16 protein-coding genes and 1 tRNA gene are annotated in these 20,179 nt (G+C 42.7%); 9 read left to right on the top strand and 8 right to left on the bottom strand.

Going from position 1 to position 20,179, the window contains the following annotated elements:
- Positions 1-51: 51 nt before the first annotated feature.
- From FLP08_RS14025 to FLP08_RS14015, 3 genes are all read right to left on the bottom strand, one after another.
- The gene (locus tag FLP08_RS14025) at positions 52-2,517 is read right to left on the bottom strand and encodes a ribonucleoside-diphosphate reductase subunit alpha (protein ID WP_156277621.1); all 2,466 of its coding nucleotides are present in this window, start codon (positions 2,515-2,517) and stop codon (positions 52-54) included.
- Positions 2,518-2,669: 152 nt separating this feature from the next.
- Positions 2,670-3,647 carry a ribonucleotide-diphosphate reductase subunit beta gene (locus FLP08_RS14020; RefSeq protein WP_156277619.1) on the bottom strand — a complete coding sequence of 326 codons (978 nt, stop codon included), beginning with the start codon at positions 3,645-3,647 and terminating at the stop codon, positions 2,670-2,672.
- 546 nt (positions 3,648-4,193) lie between these two features.
- Positions 4,194-4,775, bottom strand: coding sequence for a DUF3109 family protein (locus FLP08_RS14015; RefSeq protein WP_156277618.1), 582 nt, complete (start codon positions 4,773-4,775; stop codon positions 4,194-4,196).
- A gap of 135 nt (positions 4,776-4,910) precedes the next feature.
- Here FLP08_RS14015 and FLP08_RS14010 point away from each other — a divergent pair, with 135 nt between their 5' ends.
- Genes FLP08_RS14010 through FLP08_RS14000 form a run of 3 tightly spaced genes read left to right on the top strand, consistent with a single transcriptional unit; the run spans position 4,911 to position 6,294 of the window.
- Positions 4,911-5,489, top strand: coding sequence for a MarC family protein (locus FLP08_RS14010; RefSeq protein WP_156277617.1), 579 nt, complete (start codon positions 4,911-4,913; stop codon positions 5,487-5,489).
- A complete protein-coding gene (locus FLP08_RS14005; RefSeq protein WP_156277615.1) occupies positions 5,489-5,686 on the top strand; it encodes a hypothetical protein in 198 nt (65 codons plus the stop codon). The genes FLP08_RS14010 and FLP08_RS14005 overlap by 1 nt, the downstream gene beginning before the upstream one ends.
- Positions 5,686-6,294 carry an FAD-dependent oxidoreductase gene (locus FLP08_RS14000; RefSeq protein ID WP_156277613.1) on the top strand — a complete coding sequence of 203 codons (609 nt, stop codon included), beginning with the start codon at positions 5,686-5,688 and terminating at the stop codon, positions 6,292-6,294. The genes FLP08_RS14005 and FLP08_RS14000 overlap by 1 nt, the downstream gene beginning before the upstream one ends.
- Here the strand turns inward: FLP08_RS14000 and FLP08_RS13995 are convergent.
- The 4 genes from FLP08_RS13995 to FLP08_RS13980 all read right to left on the bottom strand — a co-directional run bounded on the left by FLP08_RS13995 (position 6,286) and on the right by FLP08_RS13980 (position 9,301).
- Complete coding sequence (locus tag FLP08_RS13995; protein ID WP_156277611.1) at positions 6,286-6,588, bottom strand: hypothetical protein; 303 nt, start codon at positions 6,586-6,588, stop codon at positions 6,286-6,288. The two genes, FLP08_RS14000 and FLP08_RS13995, sit on opposite strands and share 9 nt — an antisense overlap.
- Positions 6,589-6,600: 12 nt before the next feature.
- Positions 6,601-8,196, bottom strand: a complete 1,596-nt coding sequence (locus FLP08_RS13990) for a S41 family peptidase (RefSeq protein ID WP_156277609.1) — start codon at positions 8,194-8,196, stop codon at positions 6,601-6,603.
- On the bottom strand, positions 8,193-8,624 hold the full coding sequence (locus tag FLP08_RS13985; protein WP_156277607.1) for a deoxycytidylate deaminase: 432 nt from the start codon (positions 8,622-8,624) through the stop codon (positions 8,193-8,195). The genes FLP08_RS13990 and FLP08_RS13985 overlap by 4 nt, the downstream gene beginning before the upstream one ends.
- A gap of 89 nt (positions 8,625-8,713) precedes the next feature.
- Complete coding sequence (locus FLP08_RS13980; protein WP_156277605.1) at positions 8,714-9,301, bottom strand: HupE/UreJ family protein; 588 nt, start codon at positions 9,299-9,301, stop codon at positions 8,714-8,716.
- 397 nt (positions 9,302-9,698) lie between these two features.
- Between FLP08_RS13980 and FLP08_RS13975 the strand changes: the two genes are divergently transcribed.
- From FLP08_RS13975 to FLP08_RS13960, 4 genes are all read left to right on the top strand, one after another.
- On the top strand, positions 9,699-10,511 hold the full coding sequence (locus tag FLP08_RS13975) for a response regulator transcription factor (protein WP_156277603.1): 813 nt from the start codon (positions 9,699-9,701) through the stop codon (positions 10,509-10,511).
- 192 nt (positions 10,512-10,703) lie between these two features.
- Entirely contained in the window at positions 10,704-11,081 is a 378-nt protein-coding gene (locus tag FLP08_RS13970; protein WP_156277601.1) for a hypothetical protein, read from the top strand.
- Positions 11,082-11,127: 46 nt separating this feature from the next.
- Positions 11,128-12,852 carry a tetratricopeptide repeat-containing sensor histidine kinase gene (locus FLP08_RS13965; RefSeq protein ID WP_156277599.1) on the top strand — a complete coding sequence of 575 codons (1,725 nt, stop codon included), beginning with the start codon at positions 11,128-11,130 and terminating at the stop codon, positions 12,850-12,852.
- A complete protein-coding gene (locus FLP08_RS13960; RefSeq protein WP_156277597.1) occupies positions 12,849-13,466 on the top strand; it encodes a response regulator in 618 nt (205 codons plus the stop codon). The genes FLP08_RS13965 and FLP08_RS13960 overlap by 4 nt, the downstream gene beginning before the upstream one ends.
- A gap of 219 nt (positions 13,467-13,685) precedes the next feature.
- Here the strand turns inward: FLP08_RS13960 and FLP08_RS13955 are convergent, their stop codons facing one another.
- The gene (locus tag FLP08_RS13955; RefSeq protein ID WP_156277595.1) at positions 13,686-13,925 is read right to left on the bottom strand and encodes a hypothetical protein; all 240 of its coding nucleotides are present in this window, start codon (positions 13,923-13,925) and stop codon (positions 13,686-13,688) included.
- A 330-nt stretch (positions 13,926-14,255) separates the two neighbouring features.
- Here FLP08_RS13955 and FLP08_RS13950 point away from each other — a divergent pair.
- Both FLP08_RS13950 and FLP08_RS13945 read left to right on the top strand, forming a co-directional pair.
- Positions 14,256-14,337, top strand: a tRNA-Leu gene (locus tag FLP08_RS13950).
- Positions 14,338-14,607: 270 nt separating this feature from the next.
- Positions 14,608-20,179, top strand: a 5,572-nt coding sequence (locus FLP08_RS13945; protein ID WP_202912777.1) for a MopE-related protein, incomplete at its 3' end; no start/stop codon positions are given.

Genomic DNA, 20,179 nt, shown 5'->3' with positions numbered 1-20,179 from the left:
AGTAATCGCTACTTCCCCCTTTCTTAATTCAAATTCGAATTAGCCAAATCTTTAAGAACCGCACATCAGGCAGTCGTCGCCCTCTGCTTCCTTAGATTGGGAGATGATCGCCCTAAGCTCTTCCGGCGTAAGTGCACCTTCCTCTTCCTCGTGAGAAAGCTGGGTTATTACCACCTTAGACTGAGCCTTCATGGTCTCGGCTGCTTTAACAGGAGCCTCAAATGCTTTTGTGGTAGGTTCTTTTTTCTTTTCTTTTTCAAGAGTAAACTTGATCGCGTCTACGGCAGATTTTGTTCTCAGGTAATACATTCCTGTTTTTAATCCGCTTTTCCAGGCGTAAAAATGCATGGAAGTAAGTTTGCTGTAATTCGCATTTTCCATGAACAGGTTCAGCGATTGTGACTGGTCTATAAAATACCCACGATGTCTGGACATATCTATAATGTCTTTCATGCTCATTTCCCAGACGGTCTTATAAAGTTCTTTAAGGTCATCTGGAATGATATCTATATCCTGGACCGAGCCGTTGTTGCGCATAATGGCGTTCTTTACGTCGTCGTTCCACAGGTCACGGGAAACCAGGTCTTCCAGCAGGTGTTTGTTCACCACGATGAATTCACCAGATAGTACCCTTCTGGTATAAATGTTCGAAGTATAAGGCTCAAAAGCCTCGTTATTACCCAGGATCTGGGAGGTAGAGGCTGTTGGCATTGGGGCTAGCAGGAGGGAGTTCCTAACCCCGTTCTTCATTACCTGTTTACGCAGTTTGCCCCAGTCCCATCTACCGCTTAGTTCTTCATCTTTAATGCCCCACATATTATACTGAAATTCTCCTTGGCTTATGGGCGAACCTTCAAATGTGGAATAAGGCCCTTCCTCTTTGGCCATTTCCATGGAAGCTGTAACGGCGGCGAAATAAAGGGTCTCAAAGATCTCCTGGTTCAGCTTTTTAGCTTCGTCTGAGGTAAAAGGCATGCGCAATTTGATAAAAGTATCGGCCAGACCCTGTACTCCCAGACCAACGGGACGATGACGCATATTGGAATTTTCGGCCTCCTTCACCGGGTAGAAATTTCGGTCTATTACCTTGTTAAGGTTCCTGGTGACTCTTTTGGTGATCTTAAAAAGTTCCTTATGGTCGAATTCATTTCCTTTTACGAACATGGGTAGCGCGATGGAAGCCAGGTTACAAACCGCCACCTCATCTTCGCTGGTATATTCCAGGATCTCGGTACAAAGGTTAGAGGAACGGATGGTCCCAAGGTTCTTCTGGTTAGATTTCCTGTTAGCTGCATCTTTATAGAGCATGTAAGGTGTGCCTGTTTCGATCTGGGACTCCATGATCTTTTCCCAAAGTTCACGGGCTTTTATAGATCTTCGGCCTTTACCCTCAGCCTCGTATTTTTCGTATAATTTTTCAAATTCCTCTCCATAAGTATCATACAGGCCGGGACATTCATGCGGACACATTAAGGTCCATTTGGCATCTGCCTGCACCCTTTTCATAAAAAGGTCTGGCATCCACATGGCGTAGAAAAGGTCACGGGCGCGCATTTCTTCTTTCCCATGGTTCTTTTTAAGGTCCAGGAAATCGAAGATATCGGCGTGCCATGGCTCCACGTACATGGCGAAAGAACCTTTACGTTTTCCTCCACCCTGGTCTACGTACCTGGCAGTATCGTTAAAGACACGAAGCATGGGTACGATGCCGTTGGAGGTTCCATTGGTTCCGGAAATATAAGACCCCGTGGCACGAACATTATGTATAGAAAGTCCTATTCCCCCGGCAGACTGTGAGATCTGCGCGGTTTGTTTCAGGGTATCGTAGATACCTTCGATACTGTCGTCTTTCATGGTTAAAAGAAAACAGGAAGACATCTGCGGTTTTGGAGTTCCCGAATTGAATAAAGTAGGAGTCGCGTGGGTGAAATATTTTTTCGACATCAGCTCATAGGTCTCTATGGCAGCGTCCAGATCGTCTGTATGTATCCCGATAGAAACACGCATAAGCATATGCTGGGGTCTTTCAGCGATTTCCCCATTCAGTTTAAGCAGGTAAGATCTTTCCAGGGTTTTAAATCCGAAATAATCATAACCAAAATCCCGGTTATAGATGATGGTAGAATCTAGTTTTTCCCTGTTCTCCATTATCACCTTATAGACTTCGTCTGAAAGCAGCGGCGCCTTTTCCCCCGTACGCGGGTTCACGTACTCGTAAAGGTCGGTCATTACCTCAGAGAAGGTCTTTTTGGTGTTTTTATGCAGGTTGGAAACAGAGATCCTTGCGGCCAGTTTCGCGTAATCCGGGTGTGAGGTGGTCATGGTCGCGGCGATCTCGGCAGCGAGGTTGTCCAGTTCACTGGTGCTTACATTGTCGTAAAGCCCTTCGATCACGCGCATGGCAACTTTTACAGGGTCTACCAGTTCATTAAGGCCATAGCATAATTTCTTTACTCTGGCGGTAATTTTGTCGAACATAACGGGTTCTTTTCTCCCGTCTCTTTTTACTACATACATGCGTTCAAGTTTTAGTTAGTTATGCCGGTTCCTTAAGAAAAAAGCCTAGCATTCCAGGGTCGGTTGGTTAGACCGAATTAATAAATTAAAATTCCGGGTGATAAGTTCAAAGTCAACATGCGCCGCGTTGGGGGACACAGCGCAGTTGCACTTTAAAAATCAGCGTCAAAGCTGATCTCGTCTGATTCTTTGTCTTTGTTCATCACGCCTGCCTTCTGATATTCGCTCACGCGTTTTTCGAAGAAATTGGTTTTTCCCTGCAGGTTGATCATATCCATAAAGTCGAATGGATTGGATACGTTGAATTCTTTTTCGCACTCAAGCTCTACCAGCAATCTGTCTGTAACAAATTCCAGGTACTGGGTCATTAGCTTGGCGTTCATGCCTATCAGGCTAATTGGTAGGGATTCGGTGATGAACTCACGCTCTATATTAAGAGCATCTATGATGATCTCTCTAATTTTTTCTTTTGGCACTTTGTTTACCAGGTGGTTATTGTGAAGGTGCACCGCAAAATCACAATGCATACCCTCGTCCCTTGAGATTAGTTCATTAGAGAAGGTAAGCCCTGGCATTAACCCGCGTTTCTTCAACCAGAAAATAGAACAGAAGGCTCCTGAAAAGAAAATACCTTCTACCGCGGCAAAGGCGATAAGCCTTTCTGCAAAAGAATCTGATTCTATCCATTTAAGTGCCCAGTCGGCTTTTTTCTTGATCGCCGGGAATACCTCTATAGCCTTGAAAAGCTGGTCCTTTTCCTTGTCATCTTTCACGTAAGTGTCGATAAGCAGGGAATAGGTTTCAGAGTGAATGTTCTCCATCATGATCTGGAAACCGTAGAAGAACTTTGCTTCAGAATATTGCACCTCGTTTACGAAGTTCTCGGCAAGATTTTCGTTAACGATACCGTCTGAAGCGGCAAAAAAGGCCAGGATATGTTTTATGAAATAACGCTCGTCTGAGTTCAGCTTGTTAGACCAGTCGGTAAGATCCTGGTGAAGATCGATTTCCTCTGCGGTCCAGAAACAAGCCTCCATTTTTTTGTACCAATCCCAGATATCATGATGTTTAATAGGGAAGATCACGAAGCGATCTTTGTTTTCCTGCAAAATTGGTTCATTCGGCGTCATAATTGTTAAAATTTTCGGTATTCTGGGTTAATAATGAAAAGTGTTTAACAAATATTTAAAAATCAGACAGATAAAGAAAGAATGTGTGTCAAACGTTTTCAACAAAGTTTTCAACACGTGCGAGCCCAGAGTTTTCATTAAGTCGTGTTAATTTTTGTATTTAAGTATTTGAAGTACAGTTCATTATATTTTGTTAATAATTTTATGACCAAAAAAGATAGCGGGATAGGAAGATGTTTGTAAACAAAGCTCTTTTTAGGCCTGCAGAGCCTTTAAAAGGGTTGTTTTTTTAAAAAGAAAACCGGTAAATAATTACCGGTTTCCAGATAACAGAATTAATTTTTTGGTTGGCCTACCTAGAAAATTTGTGGGGTGTAGATAGACTTTTAACTCTGTAAGTATTTTGACTGATGTGATGGGCAATAAGATTGCTTAGTAATTTTTTTATTTATCGGGGGGAGATTTCAGAGATGGATCTTAACTCTGATTTTAAGATTGTAAATATAGCTAAAAATCACCGGATTTTCCAGTCTATAATGCTAAAAATCAGGGCTTTTTGGTGGGCTGCAGTTCCTTTGCGATCACTTCAAGCTCGTTGTACCAGTCTTCACCAAATTTCCTTATAAGTGCATCCTTGGTGAACTTATAGATTGGCACCTGAAGTTCGGCCCCCAGGCTGCAGGCATCATCACAAATTTCCCAGCGGTGATAATTAACTGCTGAAAAAGAGGAATATTCCTGTATTCTCACGGGGTAAAGATGGCAGGACACCGGTTTTTTCCAGTCGATATCGCCCTGGTTGTATGCTTCCTCGATTCCGCAAAGGGCGGTTCCCTTATCGTCGAAAGTAACATAAGCGCAATCTGCCCCGTCTATAAGTGGAGTTTCTATTTCCCCGTTTTCACGAGTAATATAAACGCCCTGGTCTTCGATGGCCCTGATGCCTTCTTCCCTTAAATAGGGTTTCACCTTTGGGTAGATCTCCTCCATGATGGCTCTTTCTTCCGGCTCTACCGGTGCACCGGCTTCTCCATCTACACAGCAGGCTCCCTTACAGGCCGAAAGGTTGCACACAAAATCATTCTTGATGATCTCTTCAGAAACTAAAGTCTTACCTAATTGAAACATTTGGCAAAGATAATTTTCTCCCATTTTAGGACGAAGAAAAACCGCCTAAAAGTTTACATAAATTTAACCTACCTAAGCGATTGTCAGTCAGATAACTTGAATTACTTTTGCCGCCAATTTTGAAAACAGGTAGCTATGTTTAAAGTGTTAGATGTCAGGCAGATATTCACTGCCGGGATGGTGCTTTTCGCGGTAATCGATATTATAGGAAATATCCCGATCATCATCGATCTTAGAAAGAAAGTTGGGCATATTCAGAGTGAAAAAGCCTCGATTGTGGCAGGTATCATTATGGTGGTATTTCTGTTCGTAGGAAAAGAGATCCTGAATCTTATTGGCATTGATGTGAACTCGTTTGCCGTGGCCGGTTCTTTCATCCTTTTCTTCCTTGCCCTGGAAATGATCCTGGGAATTAGCCTTTATAAGGATGATGCACCAGAAACCGCCTCCATTGTTCCGCTGGCCTTTCCGTTGATAGCCGGAGCCGGGACCATGACTTCGCTGGTTTCGCTGCAGGCAGAATATGAAATGGTAAATATCATTGTTGCCATCCTTATCAATATTATATTTGTATACCTGGTCTTAAAATCTTCCTCCAAGATCGAGAAGATTCTGGGAGCCCAGGGAATCAATGTAATTAGAAAGGTTTTTGGAGTGATACTTCTTGCTATCGCGGTAAAGCTTTTCGCGGCTAATATTCAGAATTTATTCTAATGAAATATTTTATTTATACCATCATTTTTCTGGCCCTGGTCTTTATTGGGGTGAGTGCCAGTGTCCTGGATTTTCAGGACCTTATGAGCGGTGATTCTGCCAAGGCGCTCATCGTTATCGTGGCGAGTCTTTGTGTCATCGTTCTTATGGCTATTTTGCTGGTCTCCAGAACGATCTCTAAAAAGGAAGATGCCTGATGGATTTTGACCTGCTGATCATTGGTGGAGGAGCAGCTGGACTTTCCTGTGCTTTGGTAATTGGTTCCGGATTGGATAAGCCTTTTGCTGAAGACAGGAAAGCCGGGATCATCCTGCACCAAAAGTCCTCTCATTTACAATCTGCCTTGCTCATGAATGTTTTTGGGATCCAACCCGGTACGAAGGGCACGGATGTGCTGAAGAATGGAGTTTCCCACCTTGCAGATCAGTACCCTAAACTGCAACAGATTGCCGGAGAAAGGGTGAAGGAGGTAGCTGAAATTGATGGTGGTTACAGGGTTGTCACCAATAAGAATGACTATACTGCCGAAAAGGTGGTGGTGGCTACAGGTTATGCCAGCCCGTTTCGAATTTCGGGACTCGAGGAATACCTTATTCCGCATAAAAAGGCTAAACTTTCCAAGAACAGGGTGCAATTGAAGAATAACGACCACCTGGTGAAGGAAGGCCTGTATGTTGCAGGAACCCTTGCCGGCTGGCGTAGCCAGTACGCGATCGCCAGTGGTAGTGGTGCTGCTGTGGCTACAGACATACTTACCAGCTGGAACAACGGGGAGCACACCAAGGTGCACGACAAATTAGCTTAGAAAATAAAAAGCTGAAATAAAAAGAAGGCTGCAAACCGCCATAATAAGAAAGCTTTGCTGCAGGTTGCGGAATAATAATGCCCTTTTGAGCTGCCTGATGAAGTGAGGATCTTCTGCATTCCTTATCTGGTCTTTCAGGATCTTTCTGGATACATTGGAGGAGTTGATCAGGATCTCCTTTTTAAGGAAAAGGTAAGCGCTGTTATCCATTAACCGGAAGCTTACTGCCAGTATAAAAAGAAATAGGGGCGTAAAAGGCCAGATAGCCGAAAGGTATTCCAGAAAATTTTTCATTCAGGCCTTAAATTATTGTTTTTCATTAGATAGCTCGATCACTTTCTCAATTATTCGGTCATCTTCATTTAAAAATCGTTCAAATGCATTAGTTCCAAAAAGTTGCTGGGCGATCTCAGCTTTTAAATACTTCTTTAAGAGAGGTTTGTGAGTTTCGCTGGTTCTCTTCAGCCCAATATTGATACCTCTCAGATAGAGGTCAAAGTCATCTACCATTTCATCGGTGATCTGAATTTCTTCCCTGAAATCCTCGCGATCTATGGAATTATAGTATTCTCTGTTTTCTTCGAGAACATTAAAAATGAATTGTCTCATATAGCCACCACGCAGGAGAAAGGTGAGTTTTTCCTTTTCTGAATCGGTATCCTTGGGAACAAATATATCCGGGATAATACCGCCACCGCCATAGACGATCTTGCCTTTCGGAGTCCTGTACTTCAGCGAATCGTTTATCTCGATACTATCTTCATTGTTCAGTTCACCATTTTTGTAACGGCGCATATAATCGTTAAAATATGATTCATTTCCGTTATCGTAAGGTTTCTGGATAGATCTTCCGGTTGGAGTATAATAACGGGCGATGGTAAGCCTCACTGCGCTGCCATCTCCAAGTTCCATTTCTCTTTGAACCAGGCCTTTTCCGTAAGACCTGCGACCAACAATGGTTCCCACGTCATTGTCCTGAAGTGCCCCGGCCACCACTTCGCTAGCAGAAGCTGAGTTTTCATTGATAAGCACGTATACCCTGCCGTTTTCGAATTCCCCTTCTCGCTGGGCGTAGGTTTCTTCTATGGCACCACTCTTATTTTTGGTAAAAAGGATAAGCTTGTCGTCCTTGATGAATTCATCAGCAATATTAATGGCTTCAGAAAGATAGCCACCTGGATTATCCCGCAGGTCCAGGGCGATCTCCTTGGCTCCTTTTTTCTTCAATTCTGAAATAGCCTCGCTGAACTCCCTGTAAGTGGTCTCTGAAAAGCGGTCTATTTTGATGTAGCCCAGATCTTCGGTGAGCATGTAGGAAGCGTTCACACTTTTAAGCGGGACTTTTCCGCGTTTGATATTAAAGGTAAGCAGGTCCTTTATACCCTTCCGCAAGACCTTCAGGGTAACCTTGGTATTTACCTTTCCCTTCAGCTGGGTGGTGATAGAATCTTCGCTTATATCCTGGTTGAAAAGTTTTTTTCCGTTGGCATAAAGAATACGATCTCCACCGCGAATGCCTATCTTTTCACTGGGCCCGCCTTCAATAGCCTTGATCACCACGATAGTATCCTGGATCTTGTAAAAGCTTACCCCAATTCCCACGAAGTCACCCTTCATGTTTTCGGTGACCCGGGCATATTCGTCCTTCGGAATATATACCGAATGGGGATCCAGATTTTCCAGGATCTTGTTGACCGTAACATCTACGATACTGTCTGTATTCACATCGTCTACATACTCATAGTCGATATAATCTATAAGACGGTTTAATTTCTGTTTTTTGGGATTGGCGGTAAAAAGCTCGTCGGTAGGATCAAAATTGAGCCTCGCACCAAGGATTAGGCCTATGGCACAGGCGATACTCAGTAATAAGGGAGTGTATATTTTATTCTTTCCTTTCAATCTTCCAGTTCTGTTATTTGCTGCAGTTCCACTCCAGCCTTTTCCAGGAATTCCAACCCGGAATTGTCCTTATAATCTATTTGATAGACCAGCCTGCTTATACCAGATTGGTGTATCAATTTACTGCATTCCTTACAGGGAGACATGGTAATATACAAAGTTGCGTCCTTGCAGGATTGCGTAGAGCCGGCCACCTTCAGGATCGCGTTGGCTTCAGCATGCAAAACATACCACTTGGTGTAACCTTCTTCATCTTCACAAAAGTTTTCAAATCCAGATGGCGTACCATTGTATCCGTCAGAAATGATCATTCTATCCTTCACAATTAACGCGCCAACCTGTTTTCTATTACAATGGGATAATTTACTCCATTCTCGGGCAATTCTCAAATATGCCTTGTCAAATTTGTGTTGTTTCTTCGTGTTCATGGAAATGATAAATAGGCTAAAAGGCTAAAAAAATAAATCTCTGCAAATTAATAGTTTATTGGCAGAAAACAGATCGAAAATGGCTTAAACTAAAGTGCCAGGTAGGTTTCCTGAAGTATGGGTAAAATGATTCCGATCACGATAGAGGCGGTGACCAGTATCCAGTCCCGTTTAGAGACCTTAAGTACATTCTGAAGTAAAAATCCAATGATCATGACGGCCAGTACAACTATGATCTGGGCCGTTTCTATACCGAGGGCGAATTCTACCAGCGGTAAAAATTTACTGTCGGTACCGGCAGCGATCATCTTGAAATAAGAGGAAAAGCCCAGCCCGTGAATGAGGCCGAAGAAAATGGTGGTAAAATATAATACGTTGAAGTTGGTGTTTCTCACTTTCTTGCTGGCCGTGGCAATATCGAAAATAGCCGTTGCCAGGATAGTGACCGGAATTAAAAACTCCACATAATCTGAATTTACCCTAACGATCTCGTAGACCGATAGGAATAAGGCCAGGGTATGCCCCAGGGTGAAAAGGGTTACCAGCCAGAGAACATTCTTCCAGGTGCTGAAGCCGTAGGAAGCAACAAGCACGATCAGAAACAGGACATGATCATAAGCCTGCCAGTCCAGGACGTGGTCCAGGCCAAGCTGGAAATAAAGCCAAAATTGAGACATATGTAGTTTTTAATTGGGAAAGACCCGAAATTACAATTTATTCAAATAATAGCAAAGATGTTGGCGATTCGCTGAGTCCATTTCAGGTTGCTGCCCTGCCCAAAATACCATTAAAGTGGTATTTTCTTATCACTTCGGCCCTTTTACTTTAGCAGGGTCAAATTAGTAGGCGAACTTACTGTGATTCCTCGCGAAGTTCCGGGTAGGGTTGGAATTTCGATTTGTTTTTACGTTGGGGGTAAAACAATTTGAGGGTAGTGGCAGTTAAAAGTGAGTATTTAGGTTTGACATAAAAGCCTTCGGAAGATCTTCCGCGGGCTTTTTATTTTATGATTTCAGAAAAAATTCGCTGACGTTCTTACAAATCTTATATTTACTATTCCAAAATTCCAATTGCATGGATAAGGATCTAAAAAAGATCTCAGATCACTGGAAAGAAATATACTCGAGCAGGATAAAGAAGTACCGGCCATTTGAAATCTCGCGCGAATTTAAGCGCTATGCTTCGATCTTTTCCCTGGGCAATCCCTACCTGTACATCGTGAACCTTCATGATTTTGAACTGGAATATATCTCAGATTCGGTGGAGCAATTTGTAGATATGCCCGCGCACGAGGTCGAACTGGAAGATCTTTTAAAGACCGTGCTGCCCGAGGAGATCGGGAACATCCGTCAAAAAAGTAAGGTCATCAGCGATTTTTACACTTCTTTCCTGGAGAAAGAAGAGGTGCTGGGATATAAGAACATGTTTTCTTACAGGATGAAAAATACCGAAGGCAATATTCGCACCATGCTGTACCAGGCGATTCCACTCACCGTGCTGGAAAATGGAATGCCGGAACATGTGCTTTGTATACAAACCGATGTTTCCCATTTGAAAGTAAGCAGCACCAATGCCGTTTCTTTTATTAATATGGAGGGTGGCAAATCTTATTTTAATGTAGAGGTAGATTCCGGAAAATTTGATGAAAAAGCCTGTGAGGGAGGAAAGAATGATCTGGGCCAGCTGTTTACCGAAAGGGAAAAACAGATCGTGATAAAACTGTCCCGTGGTTTGAATGCCGAACAGATCGCCGCAGAACTTCATCTTTCCCCGCATACCATCAAAACCCACCGGAAGAATATTTTACAGAAAAGCGGTTGCGCCAATACTACGGAGCTTGTGGCCAAATGCCTCACCAATGGTATAATTTCGCCGAGCCTGAACTAGACCTGGAAATAAAAACCCCACGAATGGGTATTTACTGGAAATATAAATGATTATAGCTTTACAGGTCTGTTAGGAAAGCAAGTCTGGCTACTGCAGAATGCTGTAATTCAGCGCCTGGAAGCTAAGTTTTGAAAAATTTTTCGAAATTAGGGCTTGATTTAAACCAATATTAACCAACCAAAATTTTATTAAATGGATAAGGAATACAACAGAGTTCTATTTGGGATAGACAGTAAAAAGCTGAATTTTAAAACCAATGCGGGAAAGCTAACCGAAGTAATGTTCAAAATTCACTTCCCTGATAAGTTCGAATTATTAAGTGCCAAGTTTGTTAATAAGGAAAGGATAGAAATTAAATTTACTGGGACTGATGGATCTACCGTTGAAGAAAATCTTTCTAATTCTACCAGGGAAATTTCAGATCAAATTTCGGTCGACCTAAGCGAAGTAACTGAAATCCCCAAAGCCATTAGTATAGAATTTATTCTCGCACAAGTAGAAGGTCCTGCTCAGGAAGGTTTTGTTCCAGATACCGTTGGAGGTGGAATATTAGTAGGAACAGGAGGCTGATTTGCATAGCAGACCGTTTCATAAGTTAATTCTGGTAGTAAGTATTATGCTTACTGCCATTTGCCATGCCCAGGATGCTCAACTGGACGAGGTGGATAGCCTTATTGGTGAGAGGGATACAGAAAAAGCCAGCCAGATCCTGAAGAAGCTGGACTCCGGAAAACTAAGCCCGCCCCATAATGCACGTTATCATTACCTCTTCGGAAAACTGGAAGGGCTTAAGAACAATGCAGATGAAGGCTTTAGGTTTTTCCTTTTAGCCCGTGACAAGTACCAGGTGCTGGATAGTGTAGATAAGGCTGCGAGCATCAACCTCGACATCATTCCTATTCTTACTTCCAGTAAAAACAATGACCTGGATCCGCAACCCTTCATGGATGAATACCTGGATTATGCCAGGGAAAAGGACGACCCGGAGCTGCTTACCAAAGCTTATATGCAATTGGGGGCGATCTTTATAAGCTCAGATGTTCAAAGAACGATAGGCTATTACCGGCAGGCTATTCGCGAGAATAAAAAGACCGGTGATTCTTTGATGGATGCCAAGATTCATCATAACCTCGGGGTGGCCTTTGGGGAAATGACCAGCGAGAAGGACTCGGCTATGCATCATTATGAATTAGCCTTAAGGGAATATGAAAAAAGAGGACTTTCAGATTTTATAGCCTATATCTATAATAATAAGGCCTCGGTCTTCAAGCAACTCAAACAATTCGATTCTTCCATCTTTTACTATAAAAAAGCGGAAGATCTGGCGCCAAGGGAATATGAAAAGGAGAATAAAAGGTTCCTGTATACCAATATGGCTGAAGCCTATGAGCTGAAAGGTGATTTTGAAAATGCCTATAAATACCTGAAACTAAAGAATATTTATAGTGATAGCATCCAGCAAAGCGAACAGAATAAGGCGATGCTGGACATTCAAACCAAGTACGAGGTGGAGAAGAAAGAGAATGAGAATCTCAGGCTGAAGCAGAACCGTATCTGGTTGCTGGCAGCTCTGGCCGTTCTGATGCTCATCCTGGTCATCGTCTTTCTTGCCTATAAAAATATCAGGTCTAAGAAGGCAATTGTTGAAAAGGAAGTGGAAGTTCAAAAGCAAAAGGTAGACAAGGTGCTAAAGCAGCAGGAGCTGGCGGGAATAGACGCCATGATCGAAGGTCAGGAAAAGGAAAGGCAGCGTATAGCCAATGACCTGCATGACAACCTGGGCAGCTTACTGGCAACCCTGAAACTTCATTTTCAGAATATGAAAAGAAAACAGGAAAGGCCTTGGGAAGAGGAAGAACGTCTGCTAAAACAAACCGATGAACTGATAGATGAAGCCTACCAGGAAGTACGGAATATCGCACATGCAAAAAATGCGGGGGTACACGCCCAGGAAGGATTACTGCCTGCTTTAAAGAATTTTGCCGGTAAGGTTTCAGCTTCTAATAAGCTACATATCGAAGTAGAAGACAGCGGGATGGACGACCGCCTCGAAAATTCCCTCGAGATCCTTATTTTCAGGATCATCCAGGAACTTATAACCAATGTGATAAAACATGCTGAAGCCTCTGAGGTTACTATATATCTTACGCATCACGGTGATTCGATCAACATTCTTGTGGAAGATAATGGGAAAGGCTTTACCATGAGCCAGGTTAAACCGAAAGAGGGAATGGGCATCTACTCGATCCAGAAAAGAGTGGAGCATAGGGGCGGAACCGTGGACGTGGAAAGTATTCCGGAAAGAGGAACTTCGATAGTAATAAATATGCCTATATCATGATTAAACTAGTTATAGCTGAGGACCACAGGGCATTGATCGATGGGATCAAAGTTTTCCTCGAATTTGAAGAGGATATAGATTTTCTAGGCTTCGCAAATAACGGAGAAGAGTTATTAGAGCTGGTAAATACAAGGGAGCCTAATGTAGTGATCAGCGATATACGAATGCCGAAAATGGACGGGATTGAAGCTACCAGGAAGATAAAACAAAAGTTTCCGGAAATTAAAGTGATCGCTTTTACCATGTTCGACCAGGATAATGCGGTAAAGCAGATGCTGAACGCGGGAGCAGACGGGTATATACTTAAAAACGCCAGTCTAAAGGAGCTGCTCTTCGCAATTAGAAAGGTTCACGCAGGGGAAACCTATTACGATCCTAATATCAATGCAGATTCAAAGGATAATTCAGCCGAAAAAAAACCATTGCTCACCAAAAGGCAGCAGGAGATCCTGAAACTGGTAGGGCAGGGAAAGACCAACCAGGAAATTGCCGATACATTATTTATAGGTAAGACCACTGTAGAAACCCACCGCAAGAACATGATTAGGAAACTTGATCTGCAGGGCGCCGGCGAGTTGTTGAGGTATGCCCTGGAATGTAAATATGATTTTTAGAAAGAATTTTAACAGGCAAGATTACCCAGGTATGGGTATTTATTTAATTTTCAGTTTTTTTAATTTAGAAGTTGTTATAAAGCCGATGCTAATCTGATCACTACAGAAGAATAAAGTAATTTTTGATAGCCAGAAGGAGCGGTCTCCTACAGGCTGCTTTTTTTAATAAAAAAGTCCTGCTTGTGGCAGGACCTGAGTAATTAAAAGTATGTTTTTTTCTTATTGGATCTGGCTGCTGGCTTGCTCAGCTTGATCTGTAGTTTCCAGAGAGTCTACAGCCTCTTCAGTCTCTACCTCGATACTGTCTTCCAGTTCCTCGGTCATCATCTCAGATTTTACTTCCTGATTGATCGCGGTTTCACTGTTAGGTTCTGCAGTAACCTCGGTATTTTCTTCGTTACGGCAAGAAGTAAAGCTAATTAAAGCAAGTGCAAGAGCACCAAAAATTATTTTTTTCATTTTTATGATTGAATTAAAAATCGGACGAATATATATCAAAAAATGACACAAAATTCAGTCCGCGAAAATTTTTTTTTAGCCGTGAGGGTGAAGTTATAAAACTGCAATAGAGATACTTGTAATTTCTGGACAAAACTTTTTAAGTAGGTGGTTTATATTGTGAATCTACTTAACTAGAATGCCTAAATTATAAAGAATCGGGAAGCCTGCTTTTTCTAATTTAATTAATATAGATAATAAGGAAACCTGGGCTACGGCAAATATCTTTAAGAGAAATAGGAGATTTTTAATTTTAAAGAAGCAAAAATTTTCTATTTTTGCCGTCCACAAGCTCGAGTGGCGGAATTGGTAGACGCGCTGGATTCAAAATCCAGTTCTTTCGGGAGTGCGGGTTCGATTCCCGCCTCGAGTACTTAAAAAAACCTCTTCATTCCCGGAGAGGTTTTTATTTTCCGGTTTCAAACCAGAATTCATCAAAATCCCTACCCTATATTTCAACATGTGCTCTTCGTCTATTTAAAGGGCGTGTTGGTCGAAAATAGTTTATTAATTTAACTTTTTTTTTAAAGCTTTGGCGGCTTTCCGAAATTTTTTACAAATGCTGATCCACCAAAATTAACCTACATCCTGACTTTCTTACATTTTCCTAATAATTACCTACTAACCAATCTGAATTTCTACTATGAAGAAATTGCTCTCTAGCGGGATATTTTTTATCCTGCTACTTATTACTTGTGTTAACGTTTCTGCTCAAACCAAAGGACTTATTTACAAAAAGGCTGCAGGTGCTGGACAGACAGTTTTAGATCCTAATCTGGATGGGTATACCTCTAAAACAGATCAGGGTTTTGAACTTAATGATGAAGCTGAGAGTGAAATTGCCTATACCCCGCTTCCTTCTCTTGGAGCAGTAGAGCCAGATAGTGACCTTGGCCCCGGTCCCAGCTGTGGTTTTACAGACCTGGTAAGATCTGATGATAATCATACTATATACACTTATCTAGACTCCAATGAGAATTTAATGTTTCGCTTTCGTCTGGGTGGTACTGCAGAAAATTCCAAGGCTTATTCAATTCTAATAGATACCGATCAGAAGTTCGGATCTAGTGGGCCAAATGCAGATCCAAATTATACCCCTGGTAACCCCGGATTTGAGATCGAGGTAGTATTAAGAACGAATTTTGGAGTGGGATTATATGATGTCGACGGAAGAACTAATGCTCTGGAAATAGGAACTGCCGAAACTGATCGCCCTTACAAGGAATTTGCGCAGAAGTCCATAGCAAAATCTGAGATCTGTGGGGATGATGACTATTTTTATGATTTCTATATTCCATTTTCAGATATTACTGCTGCCTTTCCATCGGTGACCGTTAGTACCAGATTGAGAATGGTCGGGAATACGGTAATTAATCCCAATGAAAGCATTGGAAATAATGGAGTATCCGATCTTGGTGGAGCTGATGATAATACGGGAACCATAGACAGTTTATGGGAGCAATTGATAGATGTTTTTCCTCCTACCAGTGGCTCTGAGATCGGTGGTGGCGCAAACCTGGCTCCCAGGGCTGAATGCCCCTCAATTACAGGGTCTATTTCCTCAGGTGCAACCCAGGTTTCGGGTACCTCTTCAGAAGTGGATGGAGCTATAATAGAAGTTTTTAGGGACGGGATATCTATAGGAACTACCACGGTAAGTTCAGGAAGCTGGAGTCTGGCGATTTCTGCGGCTCAGGTTGGTGAAATATATTCTGCGACTGCATCTGTTTCAGCCGAAACGGCTACAGCAACTGGTACCACTGAGAAGTCACCATCATATTCCGGCTGTAATGGAACAGAGGTAGATGTAACCTGTTCAACGGCTCCCAACGTAACAGGAACTGAAAATGGCTCAAATAAAGCCTTTCAGGGAAGTGTTAATTTTACAGGTAGCTATGAACTTAGAGTATATAATTCTGATGGTTCTTTACTCAATTCACCTGCTGGAGCGAGTAATCCCGCAACATATAGTACCACCACCTGGGTATGGGATTACGGAACGGGAAGCACAAAGATTCCCGCCGGATTATACTATTTCACAGTAAAGGAAGCCGGTAAATGTGAATCCCCTAGGACCGAATTATGTCTTAATACCACCATAACGTCCAGCACACCTGTGGTATCGGGAACCCCGATTTTAGATACAGATACTTCAATTTCCGGTACCGCTGGAGCAGGTGCAACGGTGAACCTGCTCATCAATAGTGAGGAGCAGGGAAGTGTGACTGCAGATGCTGGTGGTAACTGGAGTTTTTCGGTAAGCGGCCTTGAAAATGGTGATGAGATATTAATTCGTGCCATTGAGGCAGGAGCTTGTATAGCAGAAACATCGGTAATTGTTAATGGGAAATCTACCATCCCGATCATCAGGGGAGAATATTGCACCTCTTCCGGGCCGGTTTCCGCTATTTACGGAATAAGCTCAGAAATTGGCGGGACCATACATATCTACACCTCTTCCAGTTCACCGGTAACTGTTGGCACACCTGTGGCCACAGCCACCGTGGCAAGTAATGGAAGCTGGGCTGCCAGTGTAAATGTTTCTGCTGGAACATTTGTGGCCGCCAGTGTGAAAAATACCGATGAAATAGAAAGCGATCTATCTGATGAGATCCAAATTTATAGCCAGACCATAGACACAAATCTAGCGATTACTTCAAATTCAATTGCCGAGGGTGATGCTAGTATTTCTGGTACGGGTACCAGCGGGAATATCATTAATCTTTATCTCGATGGTTATATCGTAGATGGTTATTCCACTACGGTTGGTTCTGATGGAACCTGGGTTATTTCAGGCCTTGATGAAATTTCTGCAGGTTATGATGTGCTTTATTCCGGAGCGGAAACCGGAGTTACTGCGCAGGAAGGCGCTCTTTGCGAGAGCTCAATCATTTCGGGTCCTATAGTTTCATGTAAACCACCATCAGTGCAGGGTTTTACCGCTGTGAGTTCTACCGAAATCTGCGAATATGAGGTTATCAGTTTTGAAGTTGACCCAACTGAAGATCTCATCGTTTATGAGCTGGTAGACCAGGATGGTATTGCGATTGGACCTGCCCATTTAGCCGATGGAAACCCTCTGAATTTAGAAACTTTTCCCCTCAGCGTTGCTGATGGTGTTGAGTCGGTTAAGGTAAAGGCTCAAAGAATTGGAGTATCCTGTGAGCTTACTTTTGGACCAGCCATCTCCGTCATTGTTAATCCCCTCCCTGAGATAAACGTACTGAACTCTTCTTTGCAGGTTTGCCAGGGGGATACCTCCGTAGACCTGGAATATTCTTTAGATGCTAATGGTCCTGCTTTAGAGTATAATATCGATTTTGATAGCAGCGCTGAAACTGCTGGATTTAAAGATATCTCTAATAATGTGAATGTCGATAGCCCAGTTTCTATTTCTGTACCCTCCGGAATTGAAAGCGGCAATTATAATGCAATTTTTACGCTAAGGAATTCTGAAAATTGCCTTAGCAGGGAAGAAGCATTCACTATTCAGGTTTTTGCTCCAGAAATTACTTCTATTGCCTCAACCGACCCAACCATCTGTGGTGGATCTGATGGAAGTCTCCTTCTTAAAGGCCTTATCCCTTCAGAAAACTATGATGGTCTGTATTTTACAGATAATGGTTTTAGCGTAAGCCTGGGTAATTTTACTTCAGATTCCAGTGGTAACTATGAGATCACAGGCCTGGATGCTGGTTCGTACCAGTATTTTAAGCTTGAATATAAAGGATGTATTTCCCCAGCTTATTCAGAAGCCGTGATTCTAACAGATCCCGGTTCAGCAAGTATAAGCTATGCCGGACAAACAGATCCTGCCAATTGTAATTCACCAGACGGAGAGATATTACTTTCTGGGGTGACCACTGGAACTTTTACGGTGAATTATAAATATGGAGGGACTTCCATAAGTCAGTCAATAACCGCAACAGCCTCAGGTATTCGTATTCAGGGGCTTGCTGCAGGTAGCTATACCAATATTTCAGTGGTGAATTCCAGTTCGTGTAATTCCAACACGATCCCCGGACCAATTACTCTGGCCAATTCAGCCGAACCAACCATCAATCTGGGATCTAGTCCTTCGGAGGTTTCCGGAACCACGATTACAGGTCTGGAGTATACCGGTACCACAAATAATCCTGATACTTATACTATAAATTTTAATGCTGATGCTGAGGCTGAAGGTTTTTCAGATGTTACTAATAATCTTACCACTTCACCAATAAATATTATAGTTCCCTCTGAAGCTAAATCAGGCACCTACTATGCTAAACTTGTAGTTAGCAATTCGGCTACCGGATGCATTTCGAGTCCGGAAAATTTCTCAGTTACTATTACCCCTAAGATCCCTACCGTAGTCAGCCAGACAACAGATAATAATAAACCTGTAATCGAAGGTATCTGGGATGAGTCAAATGCTAATGAGCTTTCGGTAACCATAAATTCGATTAGCTATAATTTAGGATCAGATTCTGAAATTACCACGGACGGTTCCGGAAACTGGAACCTTGATCTCGGAAAATTGACTACAGGATTATCAGATGGCACTTATGAAGTGGAGGTATTTACCAGGGATGCTGCTGGTAATATAGCCAGAGATACCAGCAATGATGAACTTGTTATAGATACAACCAAAGATGAGGACGGCGATGGGGTTAATGCCGATGTAGATTGTAACGATTTAGATAATAGCATTTACCCTGGAGCTGTTGAGGTTCCTGATGACGGAATAGACCAGGACTGTGATGGTGCCGACCTATTAACATGGTATGCAGATACAGATAAAGATGGCTACGGTGATGCCGCCAATACTACAACAAGTAATACCCAGCCTGCAGGTTATGTTTCGGATAGTTCGGACTGCGATGATTCGGATAAAGCGATCAATCCGGAAACAGTTTGGTACAAAGGAGTAGATGCTGATGGCGATAGTTATTTCGGTTCAAAAACTTCACTTGTTTCCTGTACAAATCCGGGATCAGATTATAGCCTGACCGAACCGGCCACGGATGACTGTGATGATTCTGATAAAGCTATCAACCCTGATGCAGTTTGGTATATCGGAATTGATAATGACGGCGACGGATTTATTGGAAGCGTTGATTCTACATCTCAATGTGCTTCTCCCGGAACCGGATATAGCAGAATTTCTCCTGCAGTGACCGACTGTGATGATAGCGATAAGGATGTCACTCCAGATACTGTCTGGTACAAAGGAGTGGATGCTGATGGCGATAGTTATTTTGGTTCGACAACTTCAATTGTTTCATGTACAAGTCCTGGAGCAGGGTATAGCCTGACCGAACCGGTCACGGATGACTGTGATGATTCTGATAAAGCTATCAACCCTGAAACAGTTTGGTATATCGGAGTGGATAATGACGGCGACGGATTTATTGGAAGCGTAGATTCAACAACTCAATGTGCATTTCCTGGAACCGGATATAGTGCAACTTCTCCTGCAATGACTGACTGTGACGATAGTAATAAAGATCTTGCTCCTGATACGGTATGGTACAAAGGTGTAGACGCTGATGGAGACACCTATTTTGGCTCGACAACTTCAGTTGTTTCCTGTGCAAGTCCGGGAGCAGATTATAGCCTGACTGAACCGGCTACTGATGATTGCGACGATTCGGATAAAGCGATCAACCCGGATACAGTTTGGTATATCGGTGTTGATGCTGACGGCGACGGATTTTTTGGAAGCGTGGATTCCATCACCCAATGTGCTTCTCCCGGAACCGGATACAGCAATACTTCCCCTGCAGTGACCGATTGTGATGATAGCGATAAAAATGTTACCCCAGATACGGTCTGGTACAAAGGGGTAGATGCCGATGGTGATGGCTATTTCGGATCAACCACTTCAGTTGTTTCCTGTACAAGTCCAGCTACAGATTACAGTTTAACTGAACCGGCTACTGATGACTGTGATGATTCTGATAAAGCGATCAATCCAGATACCCTTTGGTATATCGGAGTCGATAATGACGGCGACGGATTTATTGGAAGTGTTGATTCTACAACTCAATGTGTTTCTCCCGGAACCGGATATAGCAGAATTTCTCCTGTGGTGACCGACTGTGACGATAGCAATAAAGATCTTACTCCAGATACAGTTTGGTACAAAGGAGTGGATGCTGATGGTGATGGCTATTTAGGATCAACCACTTCAGTTATTTCCTGTACAAGTCCGGGATCAGAGTATAGCCTGA

The organism is Christiangramia aestuarii (assembly GCF_009735585.1).
GTDB lineage: Bacteria > Bacteroidota > Bacteroidia > Flavobacteriales > Flavobacteriaceae > Christiangramia > Christiangramia aestuarii.
This window is presented reverse-complemented; position numbering and strand designations above follow the sequence as displayed.

Bases quoted from the DNA above. Each gene is read 5' to 3' on its own strand.
- FLP08_RS14025 (WP_156277621.1), bottom strand. From the start codon at position 2,517: ATGTATGTAGTAAAAAGAGACGGGAGAAAAGAACCCGTTATGTTCGAC.
- FLP08_RS14020 (WP_156277619.1), bottom strand. From the start codon at position 3,647: ATGACGCCGAATGAACCAATTTTGCAGGAAAACAAAGATCGCTTCGTG.
- FLP08_RS14015 (WP_156277618.1), bottom strand. From the start codon at position 4,775: ATGTTTCAATTAGGTAAGACTTTAGTTTCTGAAGAGATCATCAAGAAT.
- FLP08_RS14010 (WP_156277617.1), top strand. From the start codon at position 4,911: ATGTTTAAAGTGTTAGATGTCAGGCAGATATTCACTGCCGGGATGGTG.
- FLP08_RS14005 (WP_156277615.1), top strand. From the start codon at position 5,489: ATGAAATATTTTATTTATACCATCATTTTTCTGGCCCTGGTCTTTATT.
- FLP08_RS14000 (WP_156277613.1), top strand. From the start codon at position 5,686: ATGGATTTTGACCTGCTGATCATTGGTGGAGGAGCAGCTGGACTTTCC.
- FLP08_RS13995 (WP_156277611.1), bottom strand. From the start codon at position 6,588: ATGAAAAATTTTCTGGAATACCTTTCGGCTATCTGGCCTTTTACGCCC.
- FLP08_RS13985 (WP_156277607.1), bottom strand. From the start codon at position 8,624: ATGAACACGAAGAAACAACACAAATTTGACAAGGCATATTTGAGAATT.
- FLP08_RS13980 (WP_156277605.1), bottom strand. From the start codon at position 9,301: ATGTCTCAATTTTGGCTTTATTTCCAGCTTGGCCTGGACCACGTCCTG.
- FLP08_RS13975 (WP_156277603.1), top strand. From the start codon at position 9,699: ATGGATAAGGATCTAAAAAAGATCTCAGATCACTGGAAAGAAATATAC.
- FLP08_RS13970 (WP_156277601.1), top strand. From the start codon at position 10,704: ATGGATAAGGAATACAACAGAGTTCTATTTGGGATAGACAGTAAAAAG.
- FLP08_RS13965 (WP_156277599.1), top strand. From the start codon at position 11,128: ATGCTTACTGCCATTTGCCATGCCCAGGATGCTCAACTGGACGAGGTG.
- FLP08_RS13960 (WP_156277597.1), top strand. From the start codon at position 12,849: ATGATTAAACTAGTTATAGCTGAGGACCACAGGGCATTGATCGATGGG.
- FLP08_RS13955 (WP_156277595.1), bottom strand. From the start codon at position 13,925: ATGAAAAAAATAATTTTTGGTGCTCTTGCACTTGCTTTAATTAGCTTT.